The sequence below is a fragment of the Pantoea sp. Fr-CA_6 genome (assembly GCF_024520895.1).
GTDB lineage: Bacteria > Pseudomonadota > Gammaproteobacteria > Enterobacterales > Enterobacteriaceae > Pantoea > Pantoea agglomerans.
Genome location: NZ_JALNPO010000009.1, coordinates 121,060 through 134,987, shown reverse-complemented (window position 1 = coordinate 134,987; position 13,928 = coordinate 121,060). Strand labels below are relative to the sequence as shown.

The following is a 13,928-nucleotide window of genomic DNA, read 5'->3' as shown; positions in this document are numbered from 1 at the left end:
ATGAAAATCAGGCCGCCTCGCGCCACCATCAGCGATGTTGCTCACGCGGCACGAACCGGTAAAACCAGCGTTTCACGCTATCTCAATGGTGAACTGCATCTGCTCTCTGCCGGTCTGAAAGCGCGGATCGAACAGGCTATTGCTGATCTCAGCTATCGCCCGAGTCAGATGGCGCGCGGCCTGAAGCGCGGACGTACCCGCCTGATCGGGCTGATTATCGCCGATATCACCAATCCCTATTCTGTTGATGTCATGAGCGGTATTGAAGCTGCCTGCCGCGAGCAGGGCTTCACGCTGCTGATGTGTAACACCAATAACGAAGTGGATCTGGAGCAGCACTATCTGCAATTGCTGAGCAGCTATCAGGTTGAGGGCATTGTGGTAAACGCCGTCGGGATGCGCGAAGAGGTGCTGAACCATCTGCAACAATCCCTGCTGCCGATGGTGCTGATTGACCGTAAAATCCCCGATTTTCCCTGCGATGTGGTGGGCCTGAATAACGCCGAGGCAGCTGAAACGGCAACGCGGCATCTGGTCGACAATGGCTATGATGCGCTGCTGTTTCTTAGCGAGCCGCTGGGCAGCGTCAACACGCGCCGTGAGCGCCTGCAGGCCTTCCGCCAGCTACTGGCAGAGCATCCGCAGGTTGAGCATGAGAATACGGAAGTGGCGCTGCATCAGCCCGCCGCGCTGGATCAGGCGCTGCTGGCCTTTCATCAGCGTCACACCGGCAAACGTTGCGCAGTGATGGTCGCCAACGGGGCGCTGACCCTGCAGGTAGCGCGATCGCTACAGCGACTCAATCTGCACTGGGGCCGCGATATCGGCCTGCTCGGTTTTGACGAACTGGAGTGGGCGGCGCTGGCCGGTGTCGGTATCACCACGCTGAAACAGCCCACCTGGCAGATTGGCTACAGTGCGCTGGAACGGCTGATTACGCGCATCGAAGGCAGCGGATTGCCGGTTGCCGAGCAGGTCTTCTCTGGCGAACTTATCGTTCGCGGCTCCAGCCAGCCTCTTAACTGAATTTCAGATTTAACCTTCCGTTTACGTGCTCGCTTCGTGAGCACGATCATAATTTCACAGTTTGCTGCTTTGCTTTGGAACCGGTTCCATTTAGGGTTTTTGTATTCGTTATGGGCAGAACCCTGCCATGGAGTAGAACATGAAACCTGACATCATCGTGGTGACCGCCGCATATGGCCACGCACAGATCGCCGCTCTCGGCGGTCAGCGTGCGCTGCTGCCGATTATCCAGCAGGCGGGCGCAGACGGGGTCGAAATCCGCCGCGAACTGCTTGATGACGCGGCACTGGCCGATCTGCCGGCACTGGCCCGGGCGGTGGCGCAGCATCAGCTGCACAGCAGCTATTCGGTGCCCGATACGCTGTTTTGTGACGGCGGCGAAATCAATCCCCGTATAACCCACTACGTTGAAGAAGCACGCCAGTTAAACGCTCAGCGGCTGAAAGTGGCGCTGGGAGAGTTCACCGGTGCGCTGCCTCGCGAAGCGTTGCAGGCGCTGCTGGCAGATCTGCCGTTTCAGCTGACGGTGGAAAATGACCAGACTGAGCATGGCCGACTGGCTCCGTCAGTCGCCTTTTTCACGGCGGTCAGGGAAGCGGATCTGCCGATCAGCATGACCTTTGATATGGGTAACTGGTGCTGGACCGGTGAGGATGCCGATCAGGCGGCGCAGCAGCTGGCTGCGCAGGTGGGCTATGTGCATGTCAAAGCCGCCGTGGCGCACCAGGATAGCTACCGCGCGATTGCGCTGGATGAGGCTGATGACCACTGGCGCACACTGCTGCAACAGTTGCCCGCACAGGCACCGCGCGGTATTGAATTTCCGCTGGAAGGCGACGATCTGACTGCGGTGACACGCCACTACGTGTCGCTGCTGCGTAACGTGTAAGGAGTGAAGATGACCACGCATCACACTATGCATCACAACGGTCCGCTTGATGTTGTCACTATCGGTGAAGCGATGGCGATGTTCATCGCCCGTGAAACCGGCGACCTGGCCGCAGCAGAGACCTTTGTTAAACGCGCGGCGGGCGCTGAACTCAATGTGGCGACCGGCCTGGCTCGTCTTGGCCTGAAAGTGGGCTGGGTCAGTCGTATTGGCGATGACGCTTTTGGCCGGTTTATCTGCCAGCAGCTGGAAAAAGAGGGTATCGACCACGCCCGGGTGACGGTCGATAAGCGCTATCCCACCGGTTTTCAGCTCAAGTCCAAAGTCGACGACGGTTCTGATCCACTGGTGGAATATTTTCGTAAAGGCTCGGCGGCCAGCCATCTGTCGGTCGACGATTTTGACGCGGACTATTTTGGTTCGGCGCGACATCTGCACCTGAGCGGTGTGGCGGCGGCGCTGTCAGAGAGTTCGCTGGAGCTGCTGAAGCACACCGCCAAAGAGATGCGTGCGCGCGGTAAAACTATCTCGTTTGATCCTAACCTGCGGCCGGTGCTGTGGCGCAGCGAAGAGGAGATGCGTAAGCAGCTCAATCTGCTGGCGGAGTATGCCGACTGGGTACTGCCGGGCGAAAAAGAGGGGCTGATTCTGACCGGCTATCGTCAGCCAGAAGCGATCGCGGATTTCTATCTCGATAAGGGTGTGAAAGCGGTCGTGATTAAAACCGGTTGTGACGGTGCCTGGTATAAAACGGCGCAGGGCGAGCAGGGCCAGGTTGAGGCGATAAAAGTCGACAACGTGGTGGATACCGTAGGCGCCGGAGACGGCTTTGCCGTTGGCGTCATCAGCGCCCTGCTGGAAGGTCAGTCGCTGCCGCAGGCGATTCGTCGCGGCAACAAAATTGGTTCGATGGCGATTCAGGTCATTGGTGACAGCGAAGGTCTGCCGACGCGTCAGCAACTGGGCGACGTGTAGTTCGCGCCCCTCTACAGTCACAGGAGTTCCCGATGAAAAAGCAGACAATCGCGCCAAAACGCTGGTGGTTCATCATGCCCATCGTGTTTATCACCTACAGCCTGGCGTATCTCGATCGTGCAAATTTTAGCTTCGCTTCTGCTGCCGGGATTAATGACGATCTCGGCATCACCAAAGGCATGTCCTCGCTGCTGGGTGCGCTGTTCTTCCTGGGTTACTTCTTTTTCCAGATCCCGGGTGCAATTTACGCCGAACGCCGCAGCGTCAAGAAACTGATCTTCTGGTGCCTGATCCTGTGGGGCGGCTGTGCCTCACTGACCGGCGTGGTCAGCAACATTCCGATGCTGGCGGCCATTCGCTTTATTCTGGGCGTGGTGGAAGCCGCGGTGATGCCCGCGATGCTGATCTACATCAGCAACTGGTTTACCAAGTCGGAACGTTCACGCGCCAATACCTTCCTGATCCTGGGTAATCCGGTCACGGTGTTGTGGATGTCGGTCGTGTCAGGCTATCTGATCGAATCGTTTGGCTGGCGTGAGATGTTTATCTTCGAAGGGATTCCGGCGGTGGTCTGGGCGATCGCCTGGTGGTTCCTGGTGCAGGATAAGCCGGCGCAGGCGCGCTGGATGAGCGATGCCGAGAAAGCGGCATTGCAGGCTGAACTGCAGAAAGAGCAGGAAAATATTAAAGCGGTGCGCAACTACAGCGAAGCGTTCCGCAACCGCAACGTGATCATTCTCTGCCTGCAATATTTTGCCTGGAGCATCGGCGTCTATGGCTTTGTGCTGTGGCTGCCGTCGATTCTGCGTAACGGCACGCAGATGGGCATGGTAGAGGCGGGCTGGCTCTCCGCAGTGCCTTATCTGGCGGCGACCATTGCGATGGTGGTGGTCTCCTGGGCGTCGGATAAAACCCAGAACCGTAAGCTGTTCGTCTGGCCGCTGCTGCTGGTGGGCGCGCTGGCGTTCCTGGGCTCTTATCTGGTGGGATCGAACAATTTCTGGATGTCCTACACCCTGTTAGTGATTGCCGGTGCCGCGATGTATGCGCCTTACGGACCGTTCTTCGCCATTATTCCTGAGATGCTGCCACGCAATGTCGCCGGTGGCGCAATGGCGCTGATCAACAGTATGGGTGCGCTGGGGTCGTTTATCGGTTCATGGATTGTCGGCTATCTTAATGGAGCCACCGGCAGCCCGTCCGCGTCCTACATCTTTATGGGATCGGCCCTGCTGGTTTCGGTGTGGCTGACGCTGATTGTGAAACCGGCGCAGAACAAAGCGCCGCCGCTGCAGGGTGCGAAACCCGCCTGAAAGCGTAAACGTTAGCCTCTATTTCTCCGGGCGGCCTGCAAGCCGCCCGCTACTTATTGACCGGGAGCCACCGAATGAAACCCGCTGTAATTCTCTATAAAAAACTGCCCGACGATCTCTATGCTCGCCTGGCTGAACAGTGTGACGTGACGGAAATCAGCGATCTCTCGCCGGAAAGCCAGCAGGAACATGCTGCGGCGTTCCAGCAGGCAGAAGGTCTGCTGGGATCGGGCGGTAAAGTGAATGGCGAGCTGCTGGCGAAGATGCCCAATCTGCGCGTCTGCTCCAGCGTCTCTGTAGGCTATGACAATTTTGATGTGGATGCGCTGAATCAGCGTCACGTGGTGCTGATGCACACGCCGACCGTGCTGACCGAAACCGTGGCGGACACCATGATGGCGCTGGTACTGAGCACCGCCCGTCGGGTACCGGAACTGGATGCCTGGGTCAAAGCGGGCAACTGGCAGAAGAGCATCGGTCCGGCACAGTTCGGCATCGACGTGCACCATAAAACGCTGGGTATTCTCGGCATGGGACGTATCGGGATGGCGCTGGCGCAGCGCGCCCACTTTGGCTTCGGCATGAAAATCCTCTACAACGCCCGCCGCGAGCATGAAGAGGCGCAGTCGCGCTTTGGCGCACAGCGCTGTGAACGGGAGGCGCTGCTGAAGCAGAGTGATTTCGTCTGCATCAGTTTGCCGCTGACTGAAGAGACGCACCATCTGATCGGTGCCGCCGAGCTTGAACTGATGAAGCCGGATGCGGTGCTGATCAACGCCGGTCGCGGGCCGGTGGTGGATGAGAATGCGCTGATCGCCGCATTGCAGGCGGGCAAACTGCATGCCGCCGGGCTGGATGTGTTTGAGCAGGAGCCGGTCTCTGCCGACTCTCCGCTGCTGTCGCTGCCCAATGTGGTGACGCTGCCGCATATCGGTTCTGCCACCCATGAAACCCGCTACGGCATGATGCAGGATGCGGTAGAGAATCTCCTCGCTGCACTCGGTGGAAGCGTCGAGAAAAACTGCGTGAACCCGCAGGCGCTGAAGTAATCCCCTCGCCTTTCCATTGCGCCCGCCCATGGCGGGCGTTATGGTGGACCCCCGATTCGCTATCACAAATATTTAACCGCTATGTCTTTTTCTCAGTTCGGCGACAAATTTACCCAACATTCCGGCATCTCACGTCTGATGGAAGATATGGGCGCGGGCCTGCGAACGCCCGGCACCATCATGCTGGGCGGCGGTAATCCGGCGCAGATCCCGGCCATGAACGACTACTTTCAGCAACTGCTGCAGCAGATGCATGAGGAAGGCAAACTCAGCGAGGCGCTGTGCAATTACGACGGCCCGCGCGGAAAAGCGACGCTGCTGGCGTCGCTGGCCGGGCTACTGAGCGATCAGCTTGGCTGGCCCATCACCGCACAGAACATTGCGCTGACTAACGGCAGCCAGAGCGCCTTCTTCTATCTGTTCAATCTGTTCGCCGGTCGTCGGGCCGATGGCAGCAAAAAGCGGGTGCTGTTCCCGCTGGCGCCTGAGTATCTGGGCTATGCGGATGCCGGCCTGGAAGAGGGGCTGTTTGTGTCGGCGAAGCCGAACATTGAGCTGCTGCCGGAAGGTCAGTTTAAATATCATGTCGATTTTGAGCATCTGCCGATGAACGAAGAGGTCGGGCTGATCTGCGTATCGCGCCCGACCAACCCTACCGGCAACGTGATCACCGATGATGAGCTGATGCAGCTCGATGCGCTGGCGCAGCAGCATGATGTGCCGCTGCTGATCGACAATGCCTATGGCGTGCCGTTCCCCGGCATCATTTTCAGCGAGGTGCGCCCGCTGTGGAACCCCAACATCATTCTCTGCATGAGTCTGTCGAAGCTCGGCCTGCCGGGTGCGCGTTGCGGCATCATTATCGCTGACGAGAAGACTATCACCGCGCTGAGCAATATGAACGGCATCATCAGTCTGGCACCCGGCAGTATCGGTCCGGCCATTGCCAATGAGATGATCCGTCGCGGCGATCTGTTACGGCTCTCCGAAGAGGTGATTAAGCCGTTCTATCAGCAGAAGGTGCAGCAGACCATTGCGATCCTGCGGCGCTATCTGCCGGAAGACCGTTGCCTGATCCACAAGCCGGAAGGGGCGATTTTCCTCTGGCTCTGGTTCCGCGATCTGCCGATCACCACCGAATTGCTTTATCAGCGGCTGAAAGCGCGCGGCGTGCTGATGGTGCCGGGCCACTTCTTCTTCCCGGGACTGGAACAGGCGTGGCCGCACACCCATCAATGTATGCGGATGAATTACGTGCCGGATGCAGAGAATATTGAGCGGGCGGTGCAGATTCTGGCGGAAGAGGTTGAGAACGCCTGGCGCGACAGCTAATCCTGCGTATCGGTTAACGACAGCTGGCACCACTGTGCCAGCTGCTGAATCGCCTGTTCCACCTCTGCATTCCAGCCAAAACCGGCATTCAGCCGGAAACAGTGATCGTAGCGCTGGTCGGTGGCAAAAATGTGGCCCGGCGCAATGCCGATGCCCGCGTTGCGCGCTTTCAGAAACAGCTCGCGCACGTTCAGCGCCTGTCGGGGCATCTCAACCCACAGCACATAGCCTCCTTCCGGATCGGACACCCGGGTTCCCGCCGGAAATTCCCGTAACACCGACTGACGCATTTCACGGATTTGTCGAGCCAGCTCACGCCGCAGCTTACGCAGATGAGCATCATAGCCGCCGCTGCGCAGCAGTTCCGCCACCGCCGCCTGCGACAGCACCGAGGTGCCCATGGTTGAGGTATATTTCAGTGAGGCGATTTTGCGCATGTAGTTGACGCTGTGAACCCAGCCAATACGAATGCCTGGCGCCACGGTTTTAGAGAAGCCGCTGCAGAGAATGGCGTTGGGGCTGAAGGCGCGCATCGGGAAAGGGCGGCGTTCACCAAAGGCGGTATCGCCAAAAATATCATCCTCAATAATCACCACGTCGTTTTCATCCGCCTGCCGCGCAATATAGGCCTTATGCTCGTTGGGAATGCTTTTTCCCAGCGGATTGTTGACGTTGCACAGGGTGAGAAAAACCCGCACCGCCTTGCGCTGAAACAGCCCGGTGAGCTTCGCGACATCGACATACCCTTCCGGCCCGGCTTCCACTTCAATCACCCGTAAATTGAGGTTATGCAGCATCTGCAGCAGCACGAAATAGCAGGGTGATTCCACGGCGACCACATCGCCCGGCTGGGTCGTGGCGCGCAGCGACAGCGAGATCGCCTCAATGCAGCCGTTGGTGATCAGAATATCGTCAGCGCTGATATTGCAGCCGTAACCCACTGCCCGGCGGGCAATCTCTGTTTTCAGCGGCGCATAGCCGGTGCCCTTCACCGTATTCCCGAGCAGGGCCGGTTTGCTGTAGCCCATCTGACGCATCAGCAGGCCGATGCGCTTGACCGGATAGAGCGCACTGTCACCGTTGGCCAGATCGAGACGCACCCGGCAGTCTGAGCCAAGCATCGCCAGATGGAGCTCTGTCTGCTCATCAAGCGGCGCGATGGCGCGCGGCTGTTCACTGACGGCGGGCAACTGACGGGAAGAGGGCCGCTGCGGAGCAACAAAAAAGCCCGATTTGGGGCGGGCAACGGCGTAGCGCTCATCTTCCAGCGTGCGCAGTGTCTTCAGGGCGGTGGTGAGGCTGACATTGTACTGCGTCGCCAGCGTGCGCACCGACGGCAGACGGCTGTCAGGTGCCAGCGAACCGGCATGAATGGCCTGCTTGATCTGTTCTGCGATCTGGCGGTAACGACTGCTCTGACTCTCCTGTTCCCCGATAATATCGGCCATCTGTTCCACCCCATATCGCGCTGATCTGTGCATATTCAACAGAGTACATTCAAAGTACTTTAGGCTGCATCTCTTAATTATTCATAACGCTAAACGGCCCGGCGACCCCGTCAGCCCCGGGCTTCAGACCATAAAGTGATTCTGTTCACCTGAGGAAAACGTGAGAAATGAATAATCTGCCCGCCATGATGAAGGAGATGGAAGCGTATCTGTCACCCGCCATCATTGAGTCCGCTCAGCGCTGCTCTCTTCGCCTGCTGGCAGCGTTGCCGGATCAGCAGCAGCTGGAGAATAACCGTGTGCTGCTCGCCTATGGCGGGGGAAAAGACAGCAGCTACATGGTGGCTTACGTGCGTTACATTCAGGGACTGATCTGGCAGCAGCAGGGCAGCACCTTTCATCTGCGGATCAGCACCAATCGCCATGCGGCGATGAATCAGAGCGTAATGGAGAATATTCACCGCGTTTATCAGTCGCTGGCGATGCATGACGATGAGCGGGTGGAGTGTCTGGTGGTGGATGGCCTGCTTATCCGGCCATTTGACCGCGACCTGCCGATGCCGGGCAGCGTGCGGCAGCAGAACCGCAATGACGTGCTGATGAATGGCCACCGGTATCGCGCCGACGCGCGCTCGACCTTCTGCAACGCCTGTAATCTCAGCATGGTGAACTCCTTTGGCCTGGCGGCAGACTACAACGGTGGCGTGGATCTGATTGTTACCGGCGACTCGCCACAGGAGCAGGCCGCCTATGTCGCCTGGGCGCGGCACCTCTCACGGCTGTTTGATGCGCCGGTGGCGGACAAAACCCGGGGCTTCAGCGGGTTTCTGCAGACGCTGGATGGTGTGGCAGAGCGCTACTTCAGCGATGTTTATGGCGCCGATCAGCTGACGCCTGCGCACCGCATCACCCACCAACTGGCGCGCAATCCACTGTTCTTCAACATCTATCAGGACACCGCCTATGAAGCGGGCGCGCACTGGGCACTGCTCAGCGAATTTATGCGCTTCCGTTTTGATGCGCTGATGTTCAGCTTCTCCGAATCCGACTGCGGTAATCCGACGCTGATGGCACACCTGCGCGGATTGCGGGCAGAAACGCTGCTGCAGCGCCACTATGCCGAAGGGATCCGCGAATATGTGCGCTTTGCGCTGGGACTGATGGTGAAGAAAGATTTTCCGCCCGCGCTAATCGATGAGATGGCGGCACGCTATCAGGATGACGCCGCGATCCAGCGGCAGCGGCAGCGCGCGGCGGACTTCGCCATACAGGCGTTTGACCTCAGCGAAGATCAGCTGATCTGCATGATCTACTCCCCGTTCCTGGCGCAGGGAGAGCAGCTCGGACACTGGCTGATGCAGCAGCAGATTACGCTGGATGAGGCGGCCATCCGCGACCTGCTTGAGCAACGCAGTGAGGATGGCGCGCTGGCACAGCAGTTAACCCGGCTCTCTGGCATGACGCTGACGCAGATGCGGCACTGCTGGCAGAGCAAGCCGGTCAGTTCGCTGCTGGAGGGCAAAAGTGCCGATCCGCTGTCGCGCGTGCTGCGTTTTGATCCCCACAAAGCGGTGATTCAGGTCAATAACGGTGTACTGAATGACATCGTGACAGAAATCATTTCCGGGCGATAACCCGGTAAGGCGAGGCGATGAAAAAGATTTTTCTGCAAATTGGCGCCACCCGCGACGGGCAAAATCCTTACTGCGCGGTGGCGAAGCGCGACGGCTATTTTACCGTGCTGGCTGAAATGGGTGATTTCGTCGATTACCAGTCGTTAAGCCTGGCTCTGCCATTTGATCTGATCATTCGCCTCGATCGACCCGAGAATCCCTGGGAGGTGATGCAGGCCTATCTGCACGCCGGTTTACTGGCGCATCCGCTGGTGGTGCTGGCGGGCTTTGAAGCCTACAACGCCAGCGCCGGACGACTGCGCGAGATGCTGGCCGGGCCGGATGCGCCCGCCGCCTTTATTCCGCTGGATAAATATGCGCAGCGCATGGCGCTAAAAAAAGCCTGGCCGCGCTTCCCGCAGCCGGAGTTCCGCTTTTTCGCCTCGCCGCTCAGCATTCTGGATGCCGGACAGGCGCTGATCTATCCCTGCGTCGTGAAGCCGGTGGATGGCGGCGGCGGCCTGGGTATCTGGCTGATTGAGCATGCCGATCAGCTGCATAGCGTAGTGAAACAGCTGGTGCAGACCATGAACTACGGCGGACGCGGTTTCAGCGGCTTTATTGTGGAAAGCGCACTGATCGGCGATGAGTTTTCATTACAGGGCGTGGTGCATCAGGGACATCCCCAGGCGCTGACCTGCTGCCAGAAGGTGATTGAGCAGCACCGGGATGCTGAGGGCTGCGTCAGCTTTTATGAGTCGGGGCATGTGGCGATGGCGGCAGCGGCCCTGCCAGCCTCGTTCAGCAGCCTGATGACCTTCTGTTGTGAAACCTTTGGCTATTGTCAGGGTGCATTTCATATCGATTTTATTGTGGTCAACGGCGTGCCGCATTTCCTGGAGATGGGGTTCCGGCTCTCCGGCATGGGTGTGGCGACGCTGGTGCAGGAGGCGACCGGCATCAACTGGGCGGAAGTCACCTTCCGGCTGGAGGCGGGTGGCGCATTGCCCGCGTTTGCCTTCACCACACCCGGTGCGGTCGGCCAGCTGCGGTTACGGCAACCGGCGCAGCTGCAGGCTGCCGAACGCTGGATCGATCAGCATCAGCAGGGCGCGCTGTTACCGCCACTCAGATTGCCTGCGTTACAGGTTTCGTCACGCTCATCGCTCTATGCCGACCTGACGCGTCACGCGGGCATTCTGGCCACTTTCAGCCTGACGGCCACAGCGCGTGAGCCGATTATGACCACTTTTCAGCAGGTGATTGCCGCGCAGCCGGTGGCGGCCGGGAGAGATAAAGTATGTGCAGGATGATTCTGGCGCATGGCCGGTTCGACAGCGCAGAAATTCTGGAGGCGGCGCGCGCCATGAGCTGCGGTGAAAGCGCCGAACACGATGGCCCGATCAAATCACACCCTAACGGCTGGGGCTGTCTGTGGCTCGAAGAGGGCGAGATTCGTACCCTGCACGGCACCGGCGCGTTCGCAGAAGCGCTGCCGGGTATCGATGTGGATCGCCTGCGCAGCCGGTTTCTGGCGGTGCATGTGCGGCACGCCACGCTGAGTAAAAATCAGGGACTGGCGTTTTCTCATCCGCTGTGGCGCAACAGCGCCGGACATCAGTGGTACATGATGCATAACGGCTTTCTGCCGACGATTTACCGTCAGCTCGGTCTGGCCGAATCGCGCTTCGATTCAGAAGAGTATCTGCGTTATCTGGTAGATCAGACCACGCCTGCCGATTTCACCCGCGACTATCTGCGCGCAAAGATGGCGCAGGTAGAGCCGGGCGGCAGCGCAGGGAATGCCATTTTCGTCACCCGTGACAAAGCCTGGGCGTGGCAGTGGTATCCGCACGACACGCCCTGGCCCGACTATTTTACGATGCATTTTCAGCAACAGGATGGTTGCACGCTGATCGCCTCTGAACCCGTGGCAATACCAGGCAGCGCTGGCAACTGGCGGCGAATGAACAATCATGAACTCTATGAAATACCGTTTAGGGAGTGATAAACATGGCAATTTTCAATCAGTTCCGCGTGATTAATCCCAACATGTTTGTGGAATCGACCTGGCTGGATGACATCGTTACCGCACGGGTGCCGCTGCTGGTGCTGCGTAATTTCCTGACGCCAGAGGTGCGGGAAGCGGTGGTGACTGACCTGCAGAGCTGCCGGGAAAAGATCCGTGTCTCCCACTATCCCAATGGCGCGCTGACCACGCTCGGCCCCTATCTGGCGCGTCATACTGCGGCTCCCGATAACTACTTTACCGAGCTGCGCGATATCCAGCCGGCGTTGCCGCCCTCACTGAATACGCTGCGCGAACAGATTTACCGCTGGGTTCAGCATGCGCTGCGGCTGGAAAGTTTACGCATCGCCCACGAACCGGGTTGTGGAGACTATGCCGGTTCTATCGTGCGCTTTCATGCCAATGGCGTCGCGAACCCGCTGCATAACGACAATATCGTGCGCGACGCCGCAGAGACCTCGCTGGTGGTGACGCAAATCCTGCATCAGCTCAGCTGCGTGGTCTGCCTGCAGGAGTGCAACGCGGGTGGGGCACTGCGCATCTACAACAAAAAGTGGTCGCCAGAGGATGAGCAGTTCAAAACCGCCGGGGAGCTGGGTTATCGCAGTGGGGTGATTGAAAACAGCGAGATCTGCGAATTTTCACCACGCAGTGGCGATATCTATCTGTTTAATCCTGCGTTTTATCATGAGATCGATCGGGTCGAAGGCGATACCCGTATCACCATGGGTTTCTTTTTCGGGCTGACCGATAAAAAAATGAAACACGCTATCGCCTGGAGCTAAGCCGGGCTGTGCCAGAACAGGAGAAGGGAATGACGACGTTTGAAAAAATTACTGCGCTGCTGGATCAGCAGCAGGCCAGCTACCGCGTGGTGGAACATGAGGCGATAGGGCAGACCGAACAGATCAGCCAGATACGCGGTAACCTGCTGGGCCAGGCGGCCAAAGCGATGGTGCTGGACGTCAGCATGCCGGACGGTGCGCCATCGCGTCAGCTGCTGGCGATAGTGCCGGGCGACTGCCGGATCAATTTCAAAAGTGCGGCGCGCGCCATAGGCGGCAAAAAATCCTCTTTCGCCGCTCCGGAGCTGGCGCAGGCGCTGACGGGCTGTGTGATGGGCGCGGTACCGCCGTTTAGTTTTGATGACCGGCTGGCGCTGCGGGTGGATACCCGGCTGCAACAGGTCGGAACGTTATGGTTTAACGCGGGCGAGCTGGATAAGTCGATCGCGCTGGCTGTAGATGATTATTTTCGCATCGTGGGTGAAGGCTGCTGTGCCGATATCGCGACCCCGATTGCGGTCACCGCCTGACGGCAGGACAAGGAGTTTCTGATGTCGGTAAAAGATATGCTGTTAGCGCTGTGCGTGGTGGTGGCGTGGGGCGTCAATTTTGTGGTGATCAAGCTGGGGCTGCAGGGTATGCCGCCTTTTTTGCTCGCCGGGCTGCGTTTTACCCTGGTCGCCTTTCCCGCCATTTTCTTTGTGCGTCGCCCGCCGATTCCGCTGCGCTGGCTGGTGGTGTATGGCATGACCATCAGTTTTGGTCAGTTCGCCTTTCTGTTCCTGGCGATCAAGCTCGGCATGCCTGCCGGTCTGGCCTCGCTGGTGCTGCAGGCGCAGGCATTCTTTACCCTGTTGCTGGGCGCGCTGTTGCTGGCGGAGAGGCTGCGCTGGAATCATATTGTCGGGATTATCATCGCTACGCTGGGGATGTTTTTGCTGGCGACGGCAGGCATGGAAGGGCAGACCAGCGCCGGTATTACGCTGACCACCATGATGCTGACGCTGTCGGCGGCGCTCTCATGGGGGCTGGGTAATATCACCAATAAGATTATTATGCGGAACCGTAGCGTGCCTATCATGTCACTGGTGGTCTGGAGTGCGCTGGTGCCGATCGTTCCTTTCTTTGCCTGTTCGCTGCTGTTTGATGGTCAGGCCGCCATCGTTTACAGCCTGCTGCATATCGGCCTGCAGACCGTGCTGGCGCTGTTCTATCTGGCGTTTGTCGCCACCATTGTGGGTTACGCTATCTGGGGGAATCTGCTGAGTCGCTACGAAACCTGGCGCGTCGCGCCGCTGTCGCTGCTGGTGCCAGTGGTGGGGATTATTACCGCCGCGCTGGTGCTGGATGAGCATCTCTCCGGGCAGCAGATGCTGGGTGCGGTGGTGATTATACTGGGACTGCTGGTCAATGTGTTTGGTGGCGTGCTGGGTCAGCGCTTAGCGATGCGAACGCAGTCGTAAGGACAA

13 protein-coding genes are annotated in these 13,928 nt (G+C 58.8%); 12 read left to right on the top strand and 1 reads right to left on the bottom strand.

Annotated features, from left to right (window positions below; all coding sequences use genetic code 11):
* The 6 genes from NR201_RS16475 to NR201_RS16450 all read left to right on the top strand — a co-directional run bounded on the left by NR201_RS16475 (position 1) and on the right by NR201_RS16450 (position 6,584).
* Complete coding sequence (locus NR201_RS16475) at positions 1–1,026, top strand: LacI family DNA-binding transcriptional regulator (protein ID WP_010258906.1); 1,026 nt, start codon at positions 1–3, stop codon at positions 1,024–1,026.
* Between the two features lie 139 nt (positions 1,027–1,165).
* A complete protein-coding gene (locus NR201_RS16470) occupies positions 1,166–1,915 on the top strand; it encodes a hypothetical protein (RefSeq protein WP_010258907.1) in 750 nt (249 codons plus the stop codon).
* Between the two features lie 9 nt (positions 1,916–1,924).
* Positions 1,925–2,890 carry a sugar kinase gene (locus NR201_RS16465; RefSeq protein WP_010671602.1) on the top strand — a complete coding sequence of 322 codons (966 nt, stop codon included), beginning with the start codon at positions 1,925–1,927 and terminating at the stop codon, positions 2,888–2,890.
* Positions 2,891–2,922: 32 nt separating this feature from the next.
* A complete protein-coding gene (locus tag NR201_RS16460) occupies positions 2,923–4,203 on the top strand; it encodes an MFS transporter (RefSeq protein ID WP_010258909.1) in 1,281 nt (426 codons plus the stop codon).
* A gap of 74 nt (positions 4,204–4,277) precedes the next feature.
* On the top strand, positions 4,278–5,252 hold the full coding sequence (gene ghrB, locus NR201_RS16455; protein WP_010671603.1) for a glyoxylate/hydroxypyruvate reductase GhrB: 975 nt from the start codon (positions 4,278–4,280) through the stop codon (positions 5,250–5,252).
* 81 nt (positions 5,253–5,333) lie between these two features.
* Complete coding sequence (locus NR201_RS16450) at positions 5,334–6,584, top strand: valine--pyruvate transaminase (protein ID WP_010671604.1); 1,251 nt, start codon at positions 5,334–5,336, stop codon at positions 6,582–6,584.
* Here NR201_RS16450 and NR201_RS16445 read toward each other — a convergent pair.
* Positions 6,581–8,032, bottom strand: a complete 1,452-nt coding sequence (locus NR201_RS16445; protein ID WP_010258912.1) for a PLP-dependent aminotransferase family protein — start codon at positions 8,030–8,032, stop codon at positions 6,581–6,583. The two genes, NR201_RS16450 and NR201_RS16445, sit on opposite strands and share 4 nt — an antisense overlap.
* 167 nt (positions 8,033–8,199) lie before the next feature.
* On the opposite strand from NR201_RS16445, the gene NR201_RS16440 reads away from it, so the two are divergent.
* From NR201_RS16440 to NR201_RS16415, 6 genes are read left to right on the top strand one after another with little or no spacing between them, the layout of a single operon-like run.
* The gene (locus tag NR201_RS16440) at positions 8,200–9,666 is read left to right on the top strand and encodes a hypothetical protein (protein ID WP_256849978.1); all 1,467 of its coding nucleotides are present in this window, start codon (positions 8,200–8,202) and stop codon (positions 9,664–9,666) included.
* 17 nt (positions 9,667–9,683) lie between these two features.
* Complete coding sequence (locus NR201_RS16435; protein ID WP_167430507.1) at positions 9,684–10,958, top strand: acetyl-CoA carboxylase biotin carboxylase subunit family protein; 1,275 nt, start codon at positions 9,684–9,686, stop codon at positions 10,956–10,958.
* Complete coding sequence (locus tag NR201_RS16430) at positions 10,946–11,653, top strand: class II glutamine amidotransferase (protein ID WP_022624802.1); 708 nt, start codon at positions 10,946–10,948, stop codon at positions 11,651–11,653. The genes NR201_RS16435 and NR201_RS16430 overlap by 13 nt, the downstream gene beginning before the upstream one ends.
* Before the next feature lie 5 nt (positions 11,654–11,658).
* A complete protein-coding gene (locus tag NR201_RS16425) occupies positions 11,659–12,459 on the top strand; it encodes a hypothetical protein (protein WP_010671609.1) in 801 nt (266 codons plus the stop codon).
* A 29-nt stretch (positions 12,460–12,488) separates the two neighbouring features.
* The gene (locus tag NR201_RS16420; protein WP_256849977.1) at positions 12,489–12,989 is read left to right on the top strand and encodes a YbaK/EbsC family protein; all 501 of its coding nucleotides are present in this window, start codon (positions 12,489–12,491) and stop codon (positions 12,987–12,989) included.
* Between the two features lie 21 nt (positions 12,990–13,010).
* A complete protein-coding gene (locus NR201_RS16415) occupies positions 13,011–13,922 on the top strand; it encodes an EamA family transporter (RefSeq protein ID WP_158131264.1) in 912 nt (303 codons plus the stop codon).
* Positions 13,923–13,928 lie beyond the last annotated feature (6 nt).